The sequence below is a fragment of the Mycobacterium sp. 852013-50091_SCH5140682 genome (assembly GCF_001665685.1).
Taxonomy (GTDB): domain Bacteria; phylum Actinomycetota; class Actinomycetes; order Mycobacteriales; family Mycobacteriaceae; genus Mycobacterium.
Window position 1 is genome coordinate 152,446 of the sequence record NZ_LZTB01000011.1, and the last position, 16,729, is coordinate 169,174.

Consider the following 16,729-nt stretch of genomic DNA (forward strand, 5'->3'; position numbering starts at 1 on the left):
GTGCACCTCCACCTCACGGACCTCCTCGACCTCGGCGGGGGGCACGCTCTCGCCGTGGTGCCACGCGATGACGGTGGCTTGTCGGCGGTTCCCGCGGTGCGCGTAGATGGCGAGTGGCGCCGCGCCTCGGTCGGCGACGGGACCGCCGAGGCACTAGTCCATCTGCTCACCACCATGCCCGGGCGATCGGCGCACGGGCGCTTCACCATCGACTCATGGGCCGCCCCGGGGCAAGCCGTCGGCGAACGCGCGATAAACGTCGACCAGACAAACGAATCCGTCATCGTCGGCGATCATGCCGTCGCGAAGTGGGCAACCCACCTCGCGCCGGGCCCGCACCCCGCCCCCGCCCGGCTGTCGACGCTGCAGGCCGCCGGGTTCACCGCGATGCCCCCGCTGTGGGGAATCGTCACCTGGCAACCGGACGGTGGAGAACAGACATTGGCCGCCACGGTCACCGGATACCTCCCCGCTGCCGTCGACGGATGGACGTGGGCGGTCGATCTTGCCGTCGCCGCGGCCCGTAGCGACGACACCGCCGACATCACGACGACCTGGACCGCGGTCGGCGAGGTGATCGCCGACCTGCACGCCGCGTTGGCATGCACCGAGACGGTGTCGACGGCCGACGATGCGCGCCGGTGGCGTGACGCCGCATTCGGGGCGCTGGCCGCCGCCCGTGCGTTGGCCGGCCCGTCGAATGCAGCACTGCTGGACGAGCGTCGGGAGGATGTGGAACGCATCCTTGACGTCCTCGGCGAGCTGGTCCGGATACCGATTATCGACGCACACGGCGATCTACATGTCGGCCAGATCCTGCGAGCGCAGGAGCGGTTCGTGGTGACCGACTTCGACGGCAACCCGGTACTTTCCCCCGCCGAGCAGGGGCTGCCCGTCCCGGCAGCGCTCGATGTCGCGGGAATGCTGCAATCGCTGACGCATGTCGCGATCGTGGCGGCAGTCAAGAACGATCTCGACCCCGGCGTTCTCGCTCGCATCGACGAAATGTCCCGATCGGCGTTCCTGGATGCCTACACGGCCAGGATCGCCGGGAGCGGCCATGCCGACCTCTTCGCCGGCGCGGATGTCGTCACCGCCTTCCGCCTGCAACAGGTTCTGCGCGAAATCATCTATGCCGGTAGGCATCTTCCACGCTGGATGTATGTGCCCGAGCTGGCGTTGCCCGCACTTTTAGAAGGAGTTGCCCGATGAATGCCGACGAGTTCGCCAAGGATCTCGCCCGCAAGCCAGAAGTGCTCTCAACGCTCGCCGACATTCTGGCACACCACAATCCGTGGTCAGGCGTCGTTCCCGCCGAGGTCTCACGCGTGGTGTTCCTCGGTATGGGTTCATCTGCCTATGCGGGCGGGATCGCGGCGGCACGCTTGCGCGCGCGGGGCATCACCGCCGTCTCCGAGATCGCCTCGTCGGAATTGCTGCCATTGTGGGGACCGGGAACCCTCGTCGTCGCCACATCGGCATCCGGTGGTTCCGTCGAGACCCTTGATGCGCTCGACCGCCTCGACGACACCGTGGCGACCGTGGCACTGACGAACTCCCCGGGCTCGGTGATCGCCGAGAAGTGTGCCGCCACAGTCGAAATGATGGCAGAACACGAAGACGGCGGGGTTGCGTGCCGTAGCTTTCAACACACGCTGGCGCAGCTTCTCGCCCTCGAATGTCTGCTCACCGACACACCGACGACCGATCTGGTGACCACGATCGCAGCAGCTGCCCACGCCACCGACGCGTTGCTGTCGTCTGAGGCCGGCTGGCGTCCGGAGATCTCGGACCTGCTTGTCGGACCGGACGAAATCCACCTGTGCGCTCCGGCCCATCGATTCTCATCCGCTCAACAGGGCGCCCTGATGTTCCGGGAAGGGCCGCGGCGCGCCGCGATCGGCTGCGAGACCGGTGACTGGAGCCACGTCGACGTGTACCGGACAAAGAACACCGATCTGAGAATGCTCGTGTTCGCGGGCTCGAAGTGGGAAGGCCAGCTGGCCGAGTGGACGACGGCACGTGGCACGACGGTGATCGGCGTCGGGGGCAACGTGCCGTCGGCCACCACCACTGTCCGCTACCCCGGCGACGACATCGACGACGTCCGCCTCCTCACCGAGACGCTGGTTCCGGAACTGGTGGCAGCCCGTGTGTGGCAGGCCGGCGATCTCTGACGAACGGGAGCCCACAACATGTCCGACGAACTGTTGTTGCGACGATCCGCCGGCGACGGTCTGACCGGCCGCCATCACCGCAGTGGCGATCACGCGCGCCAAATGCACTGTCTGCCTGAGGCTGCACGGCCGAGCGCACTCGAAGCAGCGCAGCGCAAGATGCGCGATGCCGGAGTTCCGGAGCAGGCGATCAAGGTCTTCACCACGTTCTACCATCAGCTCGAACACGGTGCATCGGGCTTGATTCCCGAATCCGAGGTCGAGCCCCTGACCGATGTACCACATGTCGACCATCTCGACTTCGACGACGCAACCCTGCGGGAGGCCGCGTCGGCAACGGTGGTGATCAAACTCAATGGCGGTCTTGGCACCACAATGGGGATGGCACAGGCGAAGTCGCTGTTGCCGGTCAAGGATGGCCAGTGTTTCCTGGACCTGATCGTCGACCAGGTCACCCACGTCCGGGAGGCGTACGACGTCGCTCTCCCGGTTGTGTTCATGAACAGCTTTCACACCAGTGGCGACACTCTGGACGCACTGGCCGCCCATCCCGATCTCGCCGTCGCCGGTATCCCGCTGGAGTTCGTCCAGAACCGGGAGCCGAAGCTCACCGTGGCCGGCCTCGAACCCGTTTCATGGCCCGCGGATCCGGAACTGGAATGGTGCCCGCCCGGGCATGCCGACCTGTACACGGCCCTGGACGCGTCGGGCGTGCTCGACCGGCTGATCCGAGCGGGATACCGCTACGCGTCGATCTCCAACGCCGACAACCTCGGCGCGGTGCCCGATCCGGCGATGATGGCCTGGTTCGCCGCGACGGGTGCACCGTTCGCCGCGGAGATCTGCCGCCGGACACCTGCCGACGTCAAGGGCGGTCACCTGGTCGTTCGCCGCGACGACGGCCGGCTCCTGCTTCGCGAGAGCGCGCAGATATCACCCGAAGAGGCCTCGCACGCAACAGATCTCACAATCCATCGGTACTTCAACACCAACAATCTGTGGATCGACCTGCGGGCCTTGCGCATCGAGCTCGACAGAACCGGCGGCGTGTTGCATCTTCCGCTCATCCGCAACGAGAAGAACGTTGACCCCAACGACCCGGACAGCCCGCGGATCATCCAGATCGAATCAGCTGCGGGCGCAGCGATCTCGGTATTCGAGGGCTCCGCCGCGATCGAAGTCGATCGGGCCCGGTTCCTGCCTGTCAAGACAACCAACGATCTCGCGCTGATCCGTTCCGACGTGTACACCGTGGGTCAGGACCATCAGCTGCACACCACGCTCCCCGACGTCCCCGCGGTGCGTCTCGATCCACGATTCTTCGCCCGGATCAGCGACTTCGACGCGCGAGTACCCGTACCGCTGTCGCTGGTCGATGCCACATCGTTGACGGTGCGCGGAGACTGGTCCTTCGGCGAGGGCGTCGTGGTGTGCGGCGATGTGGTCCTCGAAGACTGCGGCGAACCGCGTGTGGTGGAGGCAGGAACGATCCTGACCGGTGATCGAGTCGGTGCGCCGGGGAACCGCTAGGCGGCGTCGAGCGACACGCACACCCCGACCGCACCGGCGCCGACGTGCACGCCGAGCACCGGACCCATGTCCGTCACCGTCGGCGGCTTCAGCTGCGGCAGCCGCTCACTGAGCGTGGCGCCGATGGCGTCGGCGCCCGCAGCGTTGTCGACGTGGTGCACCGCGACTTCGGCCGAGCGGTCTCCGATCACCTCGACTACCTGATCCACAAGTGCGGCATGGGCTTTCGAGACGGTGCGGATACGCTGCGACAGCACCAGGCGACCGTCGACGTCCATTCGCAACAGCGGATTGAGCGAGAGCGCGGTGCCCAACCAGGACGCCGCGGCGCCGAGGCGACCGCTGCGGCGCAGGTTGTCCAGCCGATGCACGACGATGAACGCGTGCCCGCGTGGCACTGCGGCGCGAGCCGCAGCCTCGACCTCGTCGAGTGCGGCGCCCGTGCGCGCCGAGCGGGCCGCGGCGAGCGCGACGAACCCCACCCCCATGGCCGCCGATCGCGAATTGACCACCCGCACCGCATGGCCGAATTCGCGCGCCGCCAACGCCGCCGAGCTGTAGGTGCTCGACAGCGCCGCCGAAATATGCACGGCGACAACGCCATCTCCGTCGCTGTCGGCCAGCGCCTGCCGGTAGGTGGCGGCCAACTCCGCGGGGGAAGCCCCTGCCGTGGTCACGCGGGGCCGATCATGGATGTCGTACGGGAGCGGGTCGACGCCGTCACGCAGATCGGTGCCGTCGTCGAGGATGTGCAGCGGGACCTGCCGGATCGCCAAGTCGTCGCGCAGTTCGGACCGCAGCCGCGACGACGAGTCTGTCACCACCACGACAGCCATCGTCAGTGGGCGGAATTCTGTTGTGGGACACCTGCTGTCGCGAGAGCCTTGAGCATCAGCTCAGCCACCGCGCGATGCGCCTCGAAATTCCAGTGAATGCCGTCGGGGTTGCCGCGTCCACTGAGAACCTCGTCGGCGACGGCCGCTTTCAGATCCACCAACGGCACATCGTGCTCCCCGGCCCATGCCGTGATGGCCTGCACGGTCGGCTCGCGGCCGTGGTGGGCCTTACCGTAGGTCTCGGCGACGTGCACCGACGGCAGAGAGGCCACCACCGGAATTCCGGGACGGTTGAAATCGATGGCGTTACGCGTCATTTCGAGATACTCGACCGTGACGTGCGGCGGGAGGGCGGAGCGGGCGATCGGAGACAACCGCGGCTGCAACCAGCCGTAGCCGTCGCGTGCCCACCGTCGCAGCCATGCCGGCCGCACATAGCGGATCAGTTCGCGCAGTGCCGTCGGAAGCGGTGACGGCAGGGAATCCATGCCGCCGGTCGCGAAGATCACCGCACCGGCGCGCGGCAACGCTGCCCAGGCCCGTGGGTCCTGGGTGGCCGCCCACCACACATCTCGACTGGTCCAGCCGATGCGACCGATGAGTTCCAGATCCCAACCGAGTTGGTCGGCAACGATATTGGGCCAGATCCTGGGATCGTCCGACGGCAGCCCACCCGTCGGGCCGAAATAGGACAGCGAGTCGGCGAACACCAACAACGTGGGCCTGCGCCCCTGAGCCGGACCCCGCGTGGGCTCAGAGGACATCGTTGGCCACCTGCGCCGACGCGTTCCACACGTCCAGTCGCCACCGGATGTCGTCGAAAGGCGCATCGTCTGCGGAATGCCCGGACAGCTGCACCCAGCTGGCGTTGCCCATCCCGCCCAGCACCGGCCAGTTGTCGACCGGCAGCCGCAGCAACCCTGCGGTGAGCGCCGCGATGAGCCCACCGTGGGCCACCAACACCACGGGCCGCTCCGGCTCGTCGATTCCCCACTCATGCTGTGCGGCAACAATTTCCGAAACCAGCGGGACGCTGCGCCGGGCGACGTCGACCCGGCTCTCACCGCCGTGCGGCGCCCACCGGGCGTCGTCACGCCAGATCGCCCGAGCGCCCGGTGCCACGTCATCGACCTCCAGGTGGGTCAATCCCTGCCAGTCCCCGAGATGCGTCTCGCGGAGCCGCTCATCGATCTGTACCGGAAGTCCGGCCCGGTCCCCGAGCGTTATGGCGGTGTCGAGCGCGCGCTTGAGATCCGACGAGACGATCAGCAGCGGTTGACGTTTCGCCAGCACTTCGGCCGCAGCGGCGGCCTGGTCGCGCCCCAGATCGGACAACTCGGTGTCGAGCTGGCCCTGCATGCGGCTGCCTGCGTTGTACTCGGTCTGGCCGTGCCGGAGCAGGAGCAGCCGCCGGAACCTCATTCGGCGGAGTCCTGGTGGTCCAGGTCGACGGGAATCTGCGGGCAGTCCCGCCACAGGCGGTCCAGGGCGTAGAAGTTGCGTTCGTCCTGATGCTGGATGTGCACGACGATGTCGATGTAGTCCAGCAGCGTCCAGCGACCCTCGCGAGTGCCTTCACGGCGGGCGGGCTTGTATCCCGCGAGCCGCATCTTCTCCTCGACCTCGTCGACGATGGCGTTGACCTGACGTTCATTGGACGCCGAGGCGATCACGAAGCAGTCGGTGATGACCAGCTGGCCGGACACGTCGATCACCACGACGTCGTCGGCCAGCTTGGCTGCCGCCGCGCGGGCGGCCACTTCGGCCATGGCGACGGCGTCAGCCGTGGCGGTCATCGGGTTCCCCCTCCGTTGCTCCTCGCGTCCGCGGCGGCGTAGAGGCCGCGCTTGGCCACGTACTGCACCACCCCGTCGGGTACCAGGTACCAGATGGGCCGGGAGGCCGCCGCCCGCTGGCGGCAGTCGCTCGACGAGATCGCCAGTGCGGGCACCTCCACGAGTTGCAGCGCGTCGGGTGGGAGCTCCTGACGGGCCGCCGAGATGTGCTTACCGTCGAGCTCGTAGCCCGGTCGGCTGACGCCGACGAACTTCGCCATCGAAAAGAGGTCCTCCCAGTTCTGCCAGGACAGGATCGACGCCAGGGCATCGGCGCCGGTGATGAAGAACAGATCGCTGGTGGCGTTGAGTTTCCTCAGGTCGCGCAGCGTGTCGGTGGTGTACGTAGGGCCGCCCCGGTCGATATCGACCCGGCTCACCGAGAACCGCGGGTTGGACGCCGTGGCGATCACCGTCATGAGATAGCGGTCCTCGGCGGCGCTGACCTGCCGGTCGTGCTTCTGCCAAGGCTCGCCGGTCGGCACGAATACCACTTCGTCCAGCTCGAACAGGTCGGCCACCTCGCTGGCGGCGACGAGGTGCCCGTTGTGGATGGGATCAAATGTCCCACCCATCACACCCAGTCTGCGCCGTGTAACCACGAGGAGCCAGCTTACGGCAGGGGTGGTTCGACCACTTGAATGGCGGTTTTCAGCGGCTGCGGCGACATGCCGGATCAGACCGGCAACAGCCCGTCGATCACCGAGGCCAGCTGCTTGGCCGAGCGGCACTCGTGCATGGTGATCACCTCGCCGTACTTGGGCGCCGCAGAGTCCCCGCTGCCCCACAGGTGCCGCGGTTCGGGATTGAGCCAGTGCGCGTGCCTGCTCGCCGACACCATGTGCGCCAGCAGGTCGGCCTGCGGATTGCGGTAGTTGTTGCGGCCGTCTCCGAGCACCAGCAGCGAGCTCCGCGGTGAGAGCACGTTCGGGAACTTCTCCAGGAACGATACGAAGGCGTGCCCGTAATCGGAGTGCCCGTCGCGGGTGTACACGCCGGCCTCCCGGGTGATGCGCTGGACCGCGACCGCCAGGTCGGCTTCCGGACCGAACAGCTCGGTGACCTCGTCGGTGGTGTCGATGAAGGCGAAGACGCGGACGCGGGAGAACTGCTGACGCAGCGCCGCCACCAACATCAGCGTGAAGTGGCTGAACCCGGCGACCGAGCCGGACACATCACACAGCACGACCAGCTCGGGCCGGGCGGGGTGAGGCTTGCGGAGCACCACGTCGATCGGCACGCCGCCGGTCGACATGGACTTGCGCAGCGTCTTGCGCAGGTCGATCTCCCCGGCCCGGGAGCGACGCCGCCGCGCGGCCAGCCGGGTCGCCAGGGTGCGGGCCAGCGGCGCAACGGTTTTGCGCATCTGGCGCAGCTGTTCGCCTGAGGCGCGCAGGAATTCGACGTTTTCGGCGAGCTGCGGCACACCGTACATCTGCACGTGCTCGCGGCCCAGCTGTTCGGCAGTGCGACGTTTGGTCTCTGCCTCCACCATCTTGCGCAGCTGCGAGATCCGTTGCGCAGCCATTGCTTTGGCGATTTCTTCTTGGGTGGGCGTCGGTTCGTCGCCGTATGGGGCCAGAAGCCCGGCAAGCAGCCTGCCCTCCAGATCGTCGAGGCTCATGGCCTTGAGTGCCTGATACGACGAGTACGACGGCCCGCGGCTCGAGGTGTAGCGGCCGTAGGCTTCCACGATCTGGGCGATCATCGCTGCCAACCGATCGTCGAGACTGGCCAGATCCTCGTTATCGGAGAGCATCTGTACCAACGCGGCCCGCATGGCCTCGACATCCTCCGGCGGCAGTTGCTGCGTCTGGCCGTCCGGCGCGTCGTCGTCGGACAGCACGGTCCGCGCTCCCAGCGCAGCCGGGAAGAACAGGTCGAACATCGCGTCGTAGGTGTCGCGGTGGTCGGCACGGCGCAGGACCGAGCACGCGATGCCCTCACGCAGCGCCTCGCGGTCCCCCAATCCCAGCACCGTCATCACCCGACCGGCATCCACCGTCTCCGACGGTCCCACCGAGATACCTTGCTTGCGCAGGGCTTCGACGAACTCGACGAGATGCCCCGGCAGGCCGTGCGGGGCCAGCGGCTGGGGCGGTCGAACCCGACGAGAGGCCATCAGTTGAGCCTCAGCTCCCCGGCAGCCCGCTGCTGATCGGACTGATGTTTGAGCACGACGCCGAGCGTGGCGGCGATCATCGCGTCGTCGATGGTGTCCAGACCGAGGGCCAGCACGGTCCGGCCCCAGTCGATGGTCTCGGCGACCGACGGAAGTTTCTTGAGCTGCATGCCCCGCAGCACTCCGATGATCCGCACGAGTTCGGCGGCGATGTGCACGGGCAGTTCCGGAACCCGCGACAGCAGGATGCGCCGCTCCAGGTCGGCATCGGGAAAGTCGATGTGCAGGAACAGACAACGACGCTTGAGCGCCTCGGACAATTCGCGGGTGGCATTGGACGTCAGCAGCACGAACGGCGGCCGCTCGGCGGTGATGGTGCCCAGCTCCGGCACGGTGACCGCGAAGTCGGACAGCACCTCCAGCAGCAGACCCTCGATCTCGATGTCGGCCTTGTCGGTCTCGTCGATCAACAGCACGGTCGGGTCGGTGCGCCGGATCGCGGTCAGCAGTGGCCGGCTCAGCAGGAATTCCTCGCTGAACACGTCCATCTTGGTCTGATCCCAGTCGCCACTCCCCGCCTGGATTCGCAGGATCTGCTTGGCGTGGTTCCACTCGTAGAGGGCGCGGGCCTCGTCGACGCCCTCATAGCACTGCAGCCGTACCAACTCGCTGCCGGTGGTCTGCGCGACCGCGCGGGCCAGCTCGGTCTTACCCACCCCGGCCGGCCCCTCCACCAGCAGCGGCTTGCCGAGCCGGTCGGCGAGGAAAACCGCAGTGGCCGTGGCGGTATCGGGCAAGTATCCGGTTTCGGCCAGCCGCCGCGCGACATCGTCGATGTCGGCGAACAGCGGCGTCGGGCGCGCGGGCACGCTCACGTATTCTCCCTTTTGTCTAGGCCGGGCGGGTCTGACCGTCGCCCCATACGATCCATTTCGTCGAGGTCAGCTCCGGCAGCCCCATCGGGCCGCGGGCATGCAGCTTCTGGGTGGAGATGCCGATCTCGGCACCGAAGCCGAACTGCTCGCCGTCGGTGAACGCCGTCGAGGCGTTGACCATCACCGCGGCCGCATCCACCCGCTCGGTGAACCGTTGTGCCGCAGCGAGATCCGCCGTCACGATGGCCTCGGTGTGCCCGGTGCCGTACTCGTTGACGTGCGCGATGGCGGCGTCGATGCCGTCGACGACGGCCAGCGCGATCTCCATCGACAAGAACTCCGCGCGCAACTGCTCCTCGGAAGGATCGGCGTGCACGATGACACCGGCATCCTGCAGCGCCGCCACCAGCCGCGGCACCGCGGTATCGGCGATGGCGGCGTCGACCAACAGCGACTCGGCGGAATTGCACACGCTGGGCCGTCGGGTCTTCGAGTTCAGCAGGATTTTCTCGGCCAGGTCGAGATCGGCCGATTCATGGACGTAGACATGACAATTGCCGACGCCGGTCTCGATGGTCGGCACCTGCGCGTCGCGCACCACGGCGTCGATCAGGCCCGCCCCGCCGCGCGGGATCACCACGTCGACCAGACCGCGGGCCTGGATCAGATGCGTCACGCTGGCCCGATCGTGGCTCGGCAGCAACTGCACGGCGTCGGCGGGCAGCCCCTCGGCCACCAGCGCGGCCCGCAGGGCATGCACCAGCGCCTCGTTGGAGCGCACGGCCGAGGAACTGCCGCGCAGCAGCGCTGCATTACCGGATTTGAGGGTCAGCCCGAACGCGTCGACCGTGACGTTGGGTCGGCCCTCGTAGACCATGCCCACCACCCCGAGCGGCACGCGCTGCTGACGCAGCTGCAGGCCGTTGGGCAGCGTGCGCCCGCGCAGTACCTCGCCGACGGGATCGGGCAGCCCGGCCACCTGACGCAGGCCTGCGGCGATGCCGTCGATGCGTTGCGGGTTGAGCGCCAGCCGGTCCAGCATCGCGTCGGGCGTGCCCGCGTCCCGGGCCGCCTCGAGGTCGCCCGCGTTGGCGGCCAGCACCGCGTCGGCACTGGCCAGCACACTGTCCGCCGCCGCGTGCAGCGCGCGGTTCTTGGTCGCCGTGTTCAGCGTGGCCAGGGTGCGTGCCGCGACCCGGGCGCGCCGGGCAGCCTCGTGCACCTGCTCTCGCAAATCCTGCGTCGGCGCGCTCACGGCTGGTGTCTGCACACTCATCGTCCCAGGGTATCGGAGGTGTTCACGAGAGCTCGACACGTGTCAGCACCCGACTGGTTTAGCGTTGTCGACTATGGCGTCCTCACGGGTGTGCGTGGTCGGAAGCGTCAATGCAGATCTCACGTTCGCCGTGCCCGCTCTGCCCAAACCGGGTCAGACCGTACTGGCGTCGTCGCTGTCGTCGGCCTCGGGCGGCAAGGGCGGTAATCAAGCGGTCGCGGCGGCACGCGCCGGCGCTTCGGTGAGCCTCGTCGCCGCACTCGGCGACGATCCGGTCGCCGATTCCCTGCGCACGCATCTGCAGACCAACGGCGTGGGCCTGGACGCGGTCGCGACCGTGCCCGGCCCCAGCGGGGCGGCGGCCATCGTCGTCGAGGCCGGCGGCGAGAACAGCATCGTGGTGGCGCCCGGCGCCAACGCGCATGTCGAGGTCAAGTCCGCCGCCGCCCACACCGCCATCATCTCCGCCGAGGTGGTGCTGATGCAGCTGGAGATCCCGCCGGCGACGGCGATCGCCGCGGCCCGGCTCGCGCGGTCAGCCGGTGCCGTGGTCATGCTCAACGCGTCACCGACGGGGACCAGGGCCCATGACCTGCTGGCACTGTCCGCAGTGGTCGACGTGGTGATCGTCAACGAGTCCGAAGCCGCCGAATGGCATTGGCCAGTAACGCATCTGGTGATCACCCGGGGTTCACGGGGCGCCAGCTACATCGGCGCCGACGAACGGTTCGACGTGCACGCGCCGGCCGTCCGGGCGGTGGATACCACCGGAGCGGGCGACGTGTTCGCCGGCGTGCTGGCCGCCCATTGGCGCTCGGGGTTCGAGGACGCGCTGCGGCGCGCGTGTGCGGCCGGCGCCCTGGCGACACTGGTGCGCGGCGCCGGTGACTGCGCTCCGTCCGGGGCGGACATCGACGCGATGCTGGCCCGCTGAGGCGATGAACTGAAACCGATACCGTTGCCATTGCCGTTGCCGTTGCCGTTGCCGTTAGAGTCGGCATCCATGACATCGGGACATATCCCGCGACCTCCCAACGGCGACTGGCTTGGCACGCCGTATCTGCGGTTCGAGCGGCAGGGGCCGTTCGGCGTCGTCACCCTCGATCGTCCCGCGGCCCGCAACGCCATGACCCCGGCGATGTACTTCGGGATCCGGTACGCGGTGACCCATGTCGAGGCCGATCCCGACCTGGCCGGCCTGCTGATCACGGGCACCGGCGATGTATTCGCACCGGGCGGTGACCTCGGCGGCGGTGACGGCGTCGACGACTGGATGAGCTTCGGCGCAGCACTGTCGATGGACGTCACGCCGTTCGAGACTCTGCGGCAGTCGGTCAAGCCGGTGGTGAGCGCGGTCAACGGGCTGTGCCAGGGCGGCGGGCTGCAGATCGCGATCTGCAGCGACATGGCGGTTGTCAGCGATCGCGCCACGTTCCGGGTGCCCGAGCTCTACCGCGGCATCGCCGACACCTACTACAGCCAGATGCTGGCCCGCCTGATCGGGCCGGTGCGCACCCGCGACCTGATGTTCACCGGGCGCACGTTGTCGGCCGCCGAGGCCGTCGACTGGGGCATGGTGGCGCGCGTCGTCCCGCACGAGGAACTGGCGGACGCGGCCCGCGAGGTGCTGGGCCAGTGCTGCCGCACCGCACCGCGGGCCCGCGGAGTCGTGAAGTCCAGCCTGGACAACTACCTGGGGCTCTACGACCGGATCGGCATGAAGGCCAGCTACAGCGGCACCGAGGCCGCCGAAGGCTTCCGGGCGTTCAAGGAACGCCGTTCGCCGGACTGGGTCCACCCGCAGTTGCGTACCGAGGGCCGGCTCTAGTCCTCGGGGATCTCCCGCTCGATCTCGTCGAGCCAGATCCGCGCCGACATGTCTGACGGCGCCCGCCAGTCACCACGCGGCGACAGGGCGCCGCCTGCCGACACCTTGGGACCGTTGGGCAACGCCGAACGCTTGAACTGGGCAAACGAGTAGAAGCGCTGGGCGAACACCTGCAGCCAGTGCCGAATCTCCTTGAGCGAGTAGGACGGTCGCTTGTCCTCGGGGAAACCGGCCGGCCAGTCCCCGACACCCGCATCATGCCAGGCGTGCCAGGCCAAGAACGCCACCTTGGACGGGCGGAACCCGTAGCGCAGCACCTGGAACAGCGAAAAATCCTGCAGCGCATAGGGTCCGACCTTGGCTTCGCTGCTCTGGATTTGCTCCCCCGCGTCGGTCGGTACCAGCTCAGGGGTGATCTCGGTGTCCAGCACCGATTGCAGGACCGCATTCACGTCGGCTCCGAACTGCCCCGAGGAAATGACCCACCGGATGAGGTGCTGGATCAGGGTTTTCGGAACGCCGCCGTTGACGTTGTAATGCGACATCTGATCGCCGACACCGTAGGTCGACCACCCCAGGGCCAGCTCCGACAGGTCCCCGGTGCCCAGCACGATGCCGCCGCGCTGGTTGGCCAGCCGGAACAGATAGTCGGTGCGCAGACCGGCCTGCACGTTCTCGAAGGTGACGTCGTAGACCTTCTCGCCTCGGGCGTACGGGTGATCCAGACCGGCCAACATCACCTCGGCGGTGCTCGTGATGTCGAGTTCGGCGAAAGTGACGCCGAGTGCCTCCGCCAGCCGCGTCGCATTGTTCTTGGTGTGATCACCGGTGGCAAACCCGGGCATGGTGAACGCGAGAATGTCACTGCGGGGCCGGGATTCGCGGTCCATGGCACGGGCGGCGACGATCAGCGCATGGGTGGAATCCAGCCCGCCGGACACCCCGATGACCACCTTGGGGTAGTTCAGCGCACGCAGCCGTTGCTCAAGACCCGACACCTGGATGTTGTATGCCTCGTAGCAATCCTGTTGCAGCCGTTGCGGATCGGCCGGCACGAACGGGAACCGCTCGATCTCCCGCAGCAACCCGATGTCGCCGGTCGGCGGGTCGAGCTGGAATTCGATGCGCCGGAAGGCATCACCGACGGCGCGGTAGTGCCGCGCGTTGTCGTCGAATGTGCCCATGCGCAGCCGCTCTGCGCGCAGCAGGTCCAGATCCACGTCGGCGACCGAACGCCGTTCACCGCGCGGGAACCGTTCGGTCTCGGCCAGCAGCAGCCCGTTCTCCCAGATCATGGTCTGGCCGTCCCAGGCCAGGTCGGTGGTGGATTCACCCTCCCCGGCGGCCGCGTAGAGGTAGGCCGCCAGGCAACGCGCCGACGCCGACCGGGCCAGCAGGCAACGGTCCTCGGCCCGGCCGACGGTGATCGGGCTGCCCGACAGGTTGGCCAGCACCGTCGCCCCGGCCAGCGCGGCCTGCGCACTGGGCGGGACCGGGACGAACATGTCCTCACAGATCTCGACATGCAGGACCAACCCCGGCAGATCCGAAGCCACGAACAACAGGTCGGGCCCGAACGGCGCGTCGGCGCCTGCGACCCGGATGGTGCCGCGCACGTCGTCTCCCGCCGCGGCCTGCCGACGCTCGTAGAACTCGCGATAGGTGGGCAGATATGACTTCGGCGCCACCCCGAGCACGGCGCCGCGGTGAATGACCACGGCGGTGTTGTAGATCCGGTGCCCGTGACGCAGCGGGGCGCCGACCACCAGCACGGGTGTCAGGACGGCCGAGGCCGCCACGATCTCGACGAGTGCCTCTTGCACGGATTCCAGCAGGGTGTCCTGCAGCAGGATGTCCTCGATCGAATACCCGGACAGCGTCAGTTCGGGAAAGACCGCAACGGCCACCCCGTCGTCGTGGCAGGCCTGGGCCAGTCGCAACACCGATTCTGCGTTGGCCGGCGGGTCCGCCAATGCCGTGTGAAGGGTGCACGCGGCGACCCGGGCGAAACCATGCCGGTAAGCGGAGTAGAAGTCCATCACCTCCATTGTCACCCGTGGGTACCCCGATTCGCGGGATCCGGCCCGAACCGCCCGGCGTCGCCGCCGCCCGCACCAGCGTGCGCCTATTCTCGTGAGGGTGGATGCCCCCGAACTCGTCGCGCTGCTGCAGGGCCGTCGTGTCGCGGTGTTGACCGGCGCCGGCATGTCCACCGACTCGGGCATCCCCGACTACCGCGGCCCGGATTCGCCGCCGAGCAATCCGATGACCATTCGGCAGTTCACCTCAGATCCGGTGTTCCGGCAGCGGTACTGGGCCCGCAACCATGTCGGCTGGCGGCACATGGACGAGACGATGCCCAACGCCGGGCACCGGGCGCTGGCCGCACTGGAGTCCGACGGTGTGGTCGCGGGCCTGATCACCCAGAACGTCGACCTGCTGCACACCAAGGCGGGCAGCCGCACCGTGGTGAACCTGCACGGTAGCTACGCCCAGGTGGTGTGTCTCGACTGCGGTCACACCATGTCGCGCACCGCGTTGGCCGCCGAGCTGGAGGCCGCCAACCCCGGGTTCCTCGAGCGAGCCGAGTCGGTCGGAGGCATCGCGGTGGCCCCCGATGCCGACGCCGTGGTTGCCGACACGTCGTCGTTCGTCATCATCGACTGCCCGGCCTGTGGCGGCATGCTCAAGCCCGACATCGTCTATTTCGGGGAGAGCGTTCCCAAAGACCGGGTGGAGCAGGCCTATTCACTCGTCGACGCCAGCGATGCGCTGCTGGTGGCCGGATCGTCGCTGACGGTGTATTCGGGTTACCGCTTCGTGCGCCACGCCGCCGCCCACGGCATCCCGGTGGCGATCATCAACCGGGGACCCACCCGGGGCGACGATCTGGCCGCCGTGAAAGTCGACGCCGGTTGCTCGGAGTTGCTCACCCTGCTCGCGGGCGAGCTGGTCAGAACGTGTACGGCATCGCCCGGATAGCGTGCACGAAATTGCCCTGCAGGTAGGCCGGCTCGCCTGCCGCGATGTCGGGTAGTTGGTGCAGCAGCTCGCCGAACAGTGCCCGCAGCTGCGTCCTCGCGACGTGGGCACCGAGGCAGAAGTGCCGCCCCCCGCCACCGAAACCCAAGTGTGGGTTGGGCTTTCGGCTCAGATCGAAACGTTCCGGGTGCTCGAAGACCTCGGTATCCCAGTTGCCCGAAGCGTAGAACATCACCACGTTCTCCCCGGCCGCGATGTGCTGCCCGGCGAGCTCGACGTCGACCGCCGCGGTGCGGCGGAAGGTCATCACCGGCGTCGCCCACCGCACGAACTCCTCGACGGCGCCGCCGATCCGGTCGTCGAAATCCGCCATCAGCCAAGCCCTTTGATCGGGATTGTCGGTCAGCGCCTTCAGCGCGTGACTGATGGCCTGCCGCGTGGTGTCATTGCCCGCGACGGCGAGCAGCACGAAGAACGCCGCAACCTCGGCATCGGTGAGCCGGTCGCCGTCGACCTCGGCGTGCACCAGGGCGCTGATCAAGTCGTTCCCAGGATTCTTGCGCCGATCGGCTGCCAGTGCGTTGGCCACCTGATGCAGGTAGAACTGGTTGGCACCCAGCACCTCCAGCGGATTGCGCCCGGCCAGGTAGACCGGGTCGGCCCACGACACCAGCGCGTCGGCGGCGTGCGCCACCTGCTGCCGCTCGGATTCGGGGATACCGACCATGTCCGACAGCGTGCGGATGGGCAGTTCCTTGGCGCACTGTTCGACGAAGTCGGTGCCGCTGCCCGCATCCTTGAGTTCCTGGACGATCTCGCGGGCGTTGTCCTTGATGGACGATTCGATGCGGGCCACCTGCCGCGGAGTGAAGGCCGAGTGCACCAGCTTGCGGATCAGCGTGTGCCGCGGCGCGTCCATGGCCAGAAATGACTGCGATGCCTCCAGCAACTCCTGCGGCACCGTGTCGAAAAGCACGCCCTTGCCGGACAGGAACGTCTCGCTGTCCCGGCTGACGGTGAGGATGTCGGCGTGCCGCGTGACGGCCCAGAACCCGGGGTCCTCGGGGTCGGGCAAGAGCGTCTCCTCCACCGGACGATGCCAGCTGACCGGGCGTTGCTCGCGCAGCAGGGCGAACGACTTCTCGCGTTCAGCGGCGGTGGTGGACCAGAAGGCCTTCGAGGAGATGTCGATCGGATCGTAGGCACGCGAACCGACGGATGTGATCGGTGACACAGACATGGCTGAGACGCTACGTCTAGACACTATG

General features: G+C 67.9%; 16 protein-coding genes. 6 read left to right on the forward strand and 10 right to left on the reverse strand.

What is annotated here, in order from left to right; translation table 11 throughout:
- Genes A5784_RS04205 through A5784_RS04215 form a run of 3 tightly spaced genes read left to right on the forward strand, consistent with a single transcriptional unit; the run spans position 1 to position 3,707 of the window.
- Entirely contained in the window at positions 1–1,212 is a 1,212-nt protein-coding gene (locus tag A5784_RS04205; RefSeq protein ID WP_232005932.1) for a glucosamine kinase, read from the forward strand.
- Positions 1,209–2,177, forward strand: coding sequence for an SIS domain-containing protein (locus A5784_RS04210; protein WP_064942622.1), 969 nt, complete (start codon positions 1,209–1,211; stop codon positions 2,175–2,177). Before A5784_RS04205 ends, A5784_RS04210 begins: the two co-directional genes overlap by 4 nt.
- Positions 2,178–2,195: 18 nt before the next feature.
- Positions 2,196–3,707, forward strand: a complete 1,512-nt coding sequence (locus A5784_RS04215; protein WP_197514631.1) for a UTP--glucose-1-phosphate uridylyltransferase — start codon at positions 2,196–2,198, stop codon at positions 3,705–3,707.
- Here A5784_RS04215 and A5784_RS04220 read toward each other — a convergent pair.
- The 8 genes from A5784_RS04220 to A5784_RS04255 all read right to left on the reverse strand — a co-directional run bounded on the left by A5784_RS04220 (position 3,704) and on the right by A5784_RS04255 (position 10,651).
- Positions 3,704–4,543 (reverse strand): DegV family protein, encoded by an 840-nt coding sequence (locus A5784_RS04220; RefSeq protein ID WP_064942624.1) that lies wholly within the window; start codon positions 4,541–4,543, stop codon positions 3,704–3,706. The genes A5784_RS04215 and A5784_RS04220 overlap by 4 nt on opposite strands.
- A gap of 2 nt (positions 4,544–4,545) precedes the next feature.
- Positions 4,546–5,307 carry a diglucosylglycerate octanoyltransferase gene (gene octT / locus A5784_RS04225; protein WP_064942626.1) on the reverse strand — a complete coding sequence of 254 codons (762 nt, stop codon included), beginning with the start codon at positions 5,305–5,307 and terminating at the stop codon, positions 4,546–4,548.
- Positions 5,297–5,965, reverse strand: coding sequence for a glucosyl-3-phosphoglycerate phosphatase (gene gpgP / locus A5784_RS04230; protein ID WP_064942628.1), 669 nt, complete (start codon positions 5,963–5,965; stop codon positions 5,297–5,299). The genes octT and gpgP overlap by 11 nt, the downstream gene beginning before the upstream one ends.
- Positions 5,962–6,339, reverse strand: coding sequence for a ribosome silencing factor (gene rsfS / locus A5784_RS04235; protein WP_064942630.1), 378 nt, complete (start codon positions 6,337–6,339; stop codon positions 5,962–5,964). Before rsfS ends, gpgP begins: the two co-directional genes overlap by 4 nt.
- Positions 6,336–6,962, reverse strand: a complete 627-nt coding sequence (gene nadD / locus A5784_RS04240; protein WP_286159410.1) for a nicotinate-nucleotide adenylyltransferase — start codon at positions 6,960–6,962, stop codon at positions 6,336–6,338. The genes rsfS and nadD overlap by 4 nt, the downstream gene beginning before the upstream one ends.
- A gap of 92 nt (positions 6,963–7,054) precedes the next feature.
- Entirely contained in the window at positions 7,055–8,500 is a 1,446-nt protein-coding gene (locus A5784_RS04245; protein WP_064942634.1) for a vWA domain-containing protein, read from the reverse strand.
- Positions 8,500–9,375: an AAA family ATPase gene (locus A5784_RS04250; protein ID WP_064942636.1), complete on the reverse strand. Its 876-nt coding sequence runs from the start codon at positions 9,373–9,375 to the stop codon at positions 8,500–8,502. Before A5784_RS04250 ends, A5784_RS04245 begins: the two co-directional genes overlap by 1 nt.
- A 16-nt stretch (positions 9,376–9,391) precedes the next feature.
- The gene (locus tag A5784_RS04255) at positions 9,392–10,651 is read right to left on the reverse strand and encodes a glutamate-5-semialdehyde dehydrogenase (protein ID WP_064942638.1); all 1,260 of its coding nucleotides are present in this window, start codon (positions 10,649–10,651) and stop codon (positions 9,392–9,394) included.
- Between the two features lie 73 nt (positions 10,652–10,724).
- Here A5784_RS04255 and A5784_RS04260 point away from each other — a divergent pair, with 73 nt between their 5' ends.
- Both A5784_RS04260 and A5784_RS04265 read left to right on the forward strand, forming a co-directional pair.
- A complete protein-coding gene (locus A5784_RS04260; protein ID WP_064942640.1) occupies positions 10,725–11,585 on the forward strand; it encodes a PfkB family carbohydrate kinase in 861 nt (286 codons plus the stop codon).
- Positions 11,586–11,654: 69 nt separating this feature from the next.
- Complete coding sequence (locus tag A5784_RS04265; protein WP_064942642.1) at positions 11,655–12,479, forward strand: enoyl-CoA hydratase/isomerase family protein; 825 nt, start codon at positions 11,655–11,657, stop codon at positions 12,477–12,479.
- Here the strand turns inward: A5784_RS04265 and A5784_RS04270 are convergent.
- Positions 12,476–14,518 carry an NAD(+) synthase gene (locus A5784_RS04270; protein WP_064942834.1) on the reverse strand — a complete coding sequence of 681 codons (2,043 nt, stop codon included), beginning with the start codon at positions 14,516–14,518 and terminating at the stop codon, positions 12,476–12,478. The genes A5784_RS04265 and A5784_RS04270 overlap by 4 nt on opposite strands.
- Before the next feature lie 100 nt (positions 14,519–14,618).
- Between A5784_RS04270 and A5784_RS04275 the strand changes: the two genes are divergently transcribed.
- Positions 14,619–15,461: an NAD-dependent protein deacetylase gene (locus A5784_RS04275; protein ID WP_064942836.1), complete on the forward strand. Its 843-nt coding sequence runs from the start codon at positions 14,619–14,621 to the stop codon at positions 15,459–15,461.
- Here A5784_RS04275 and A5784_RS04280 read toward each other — a convergent pair.
- Entirely contained in the window at positions 15,433–16,701 is a 1,269-nt protein-coding gene (locus A5784_RS04280) for a cytochrome P450 (protein WP_064942644.1), read from the reverse strand. The genes A5784_RS04275 and A5784_RS04280 overlap by 29 nt on opposite strands.
- Positions 16,702–16,729: the final 28 nt, after the last annotated feature.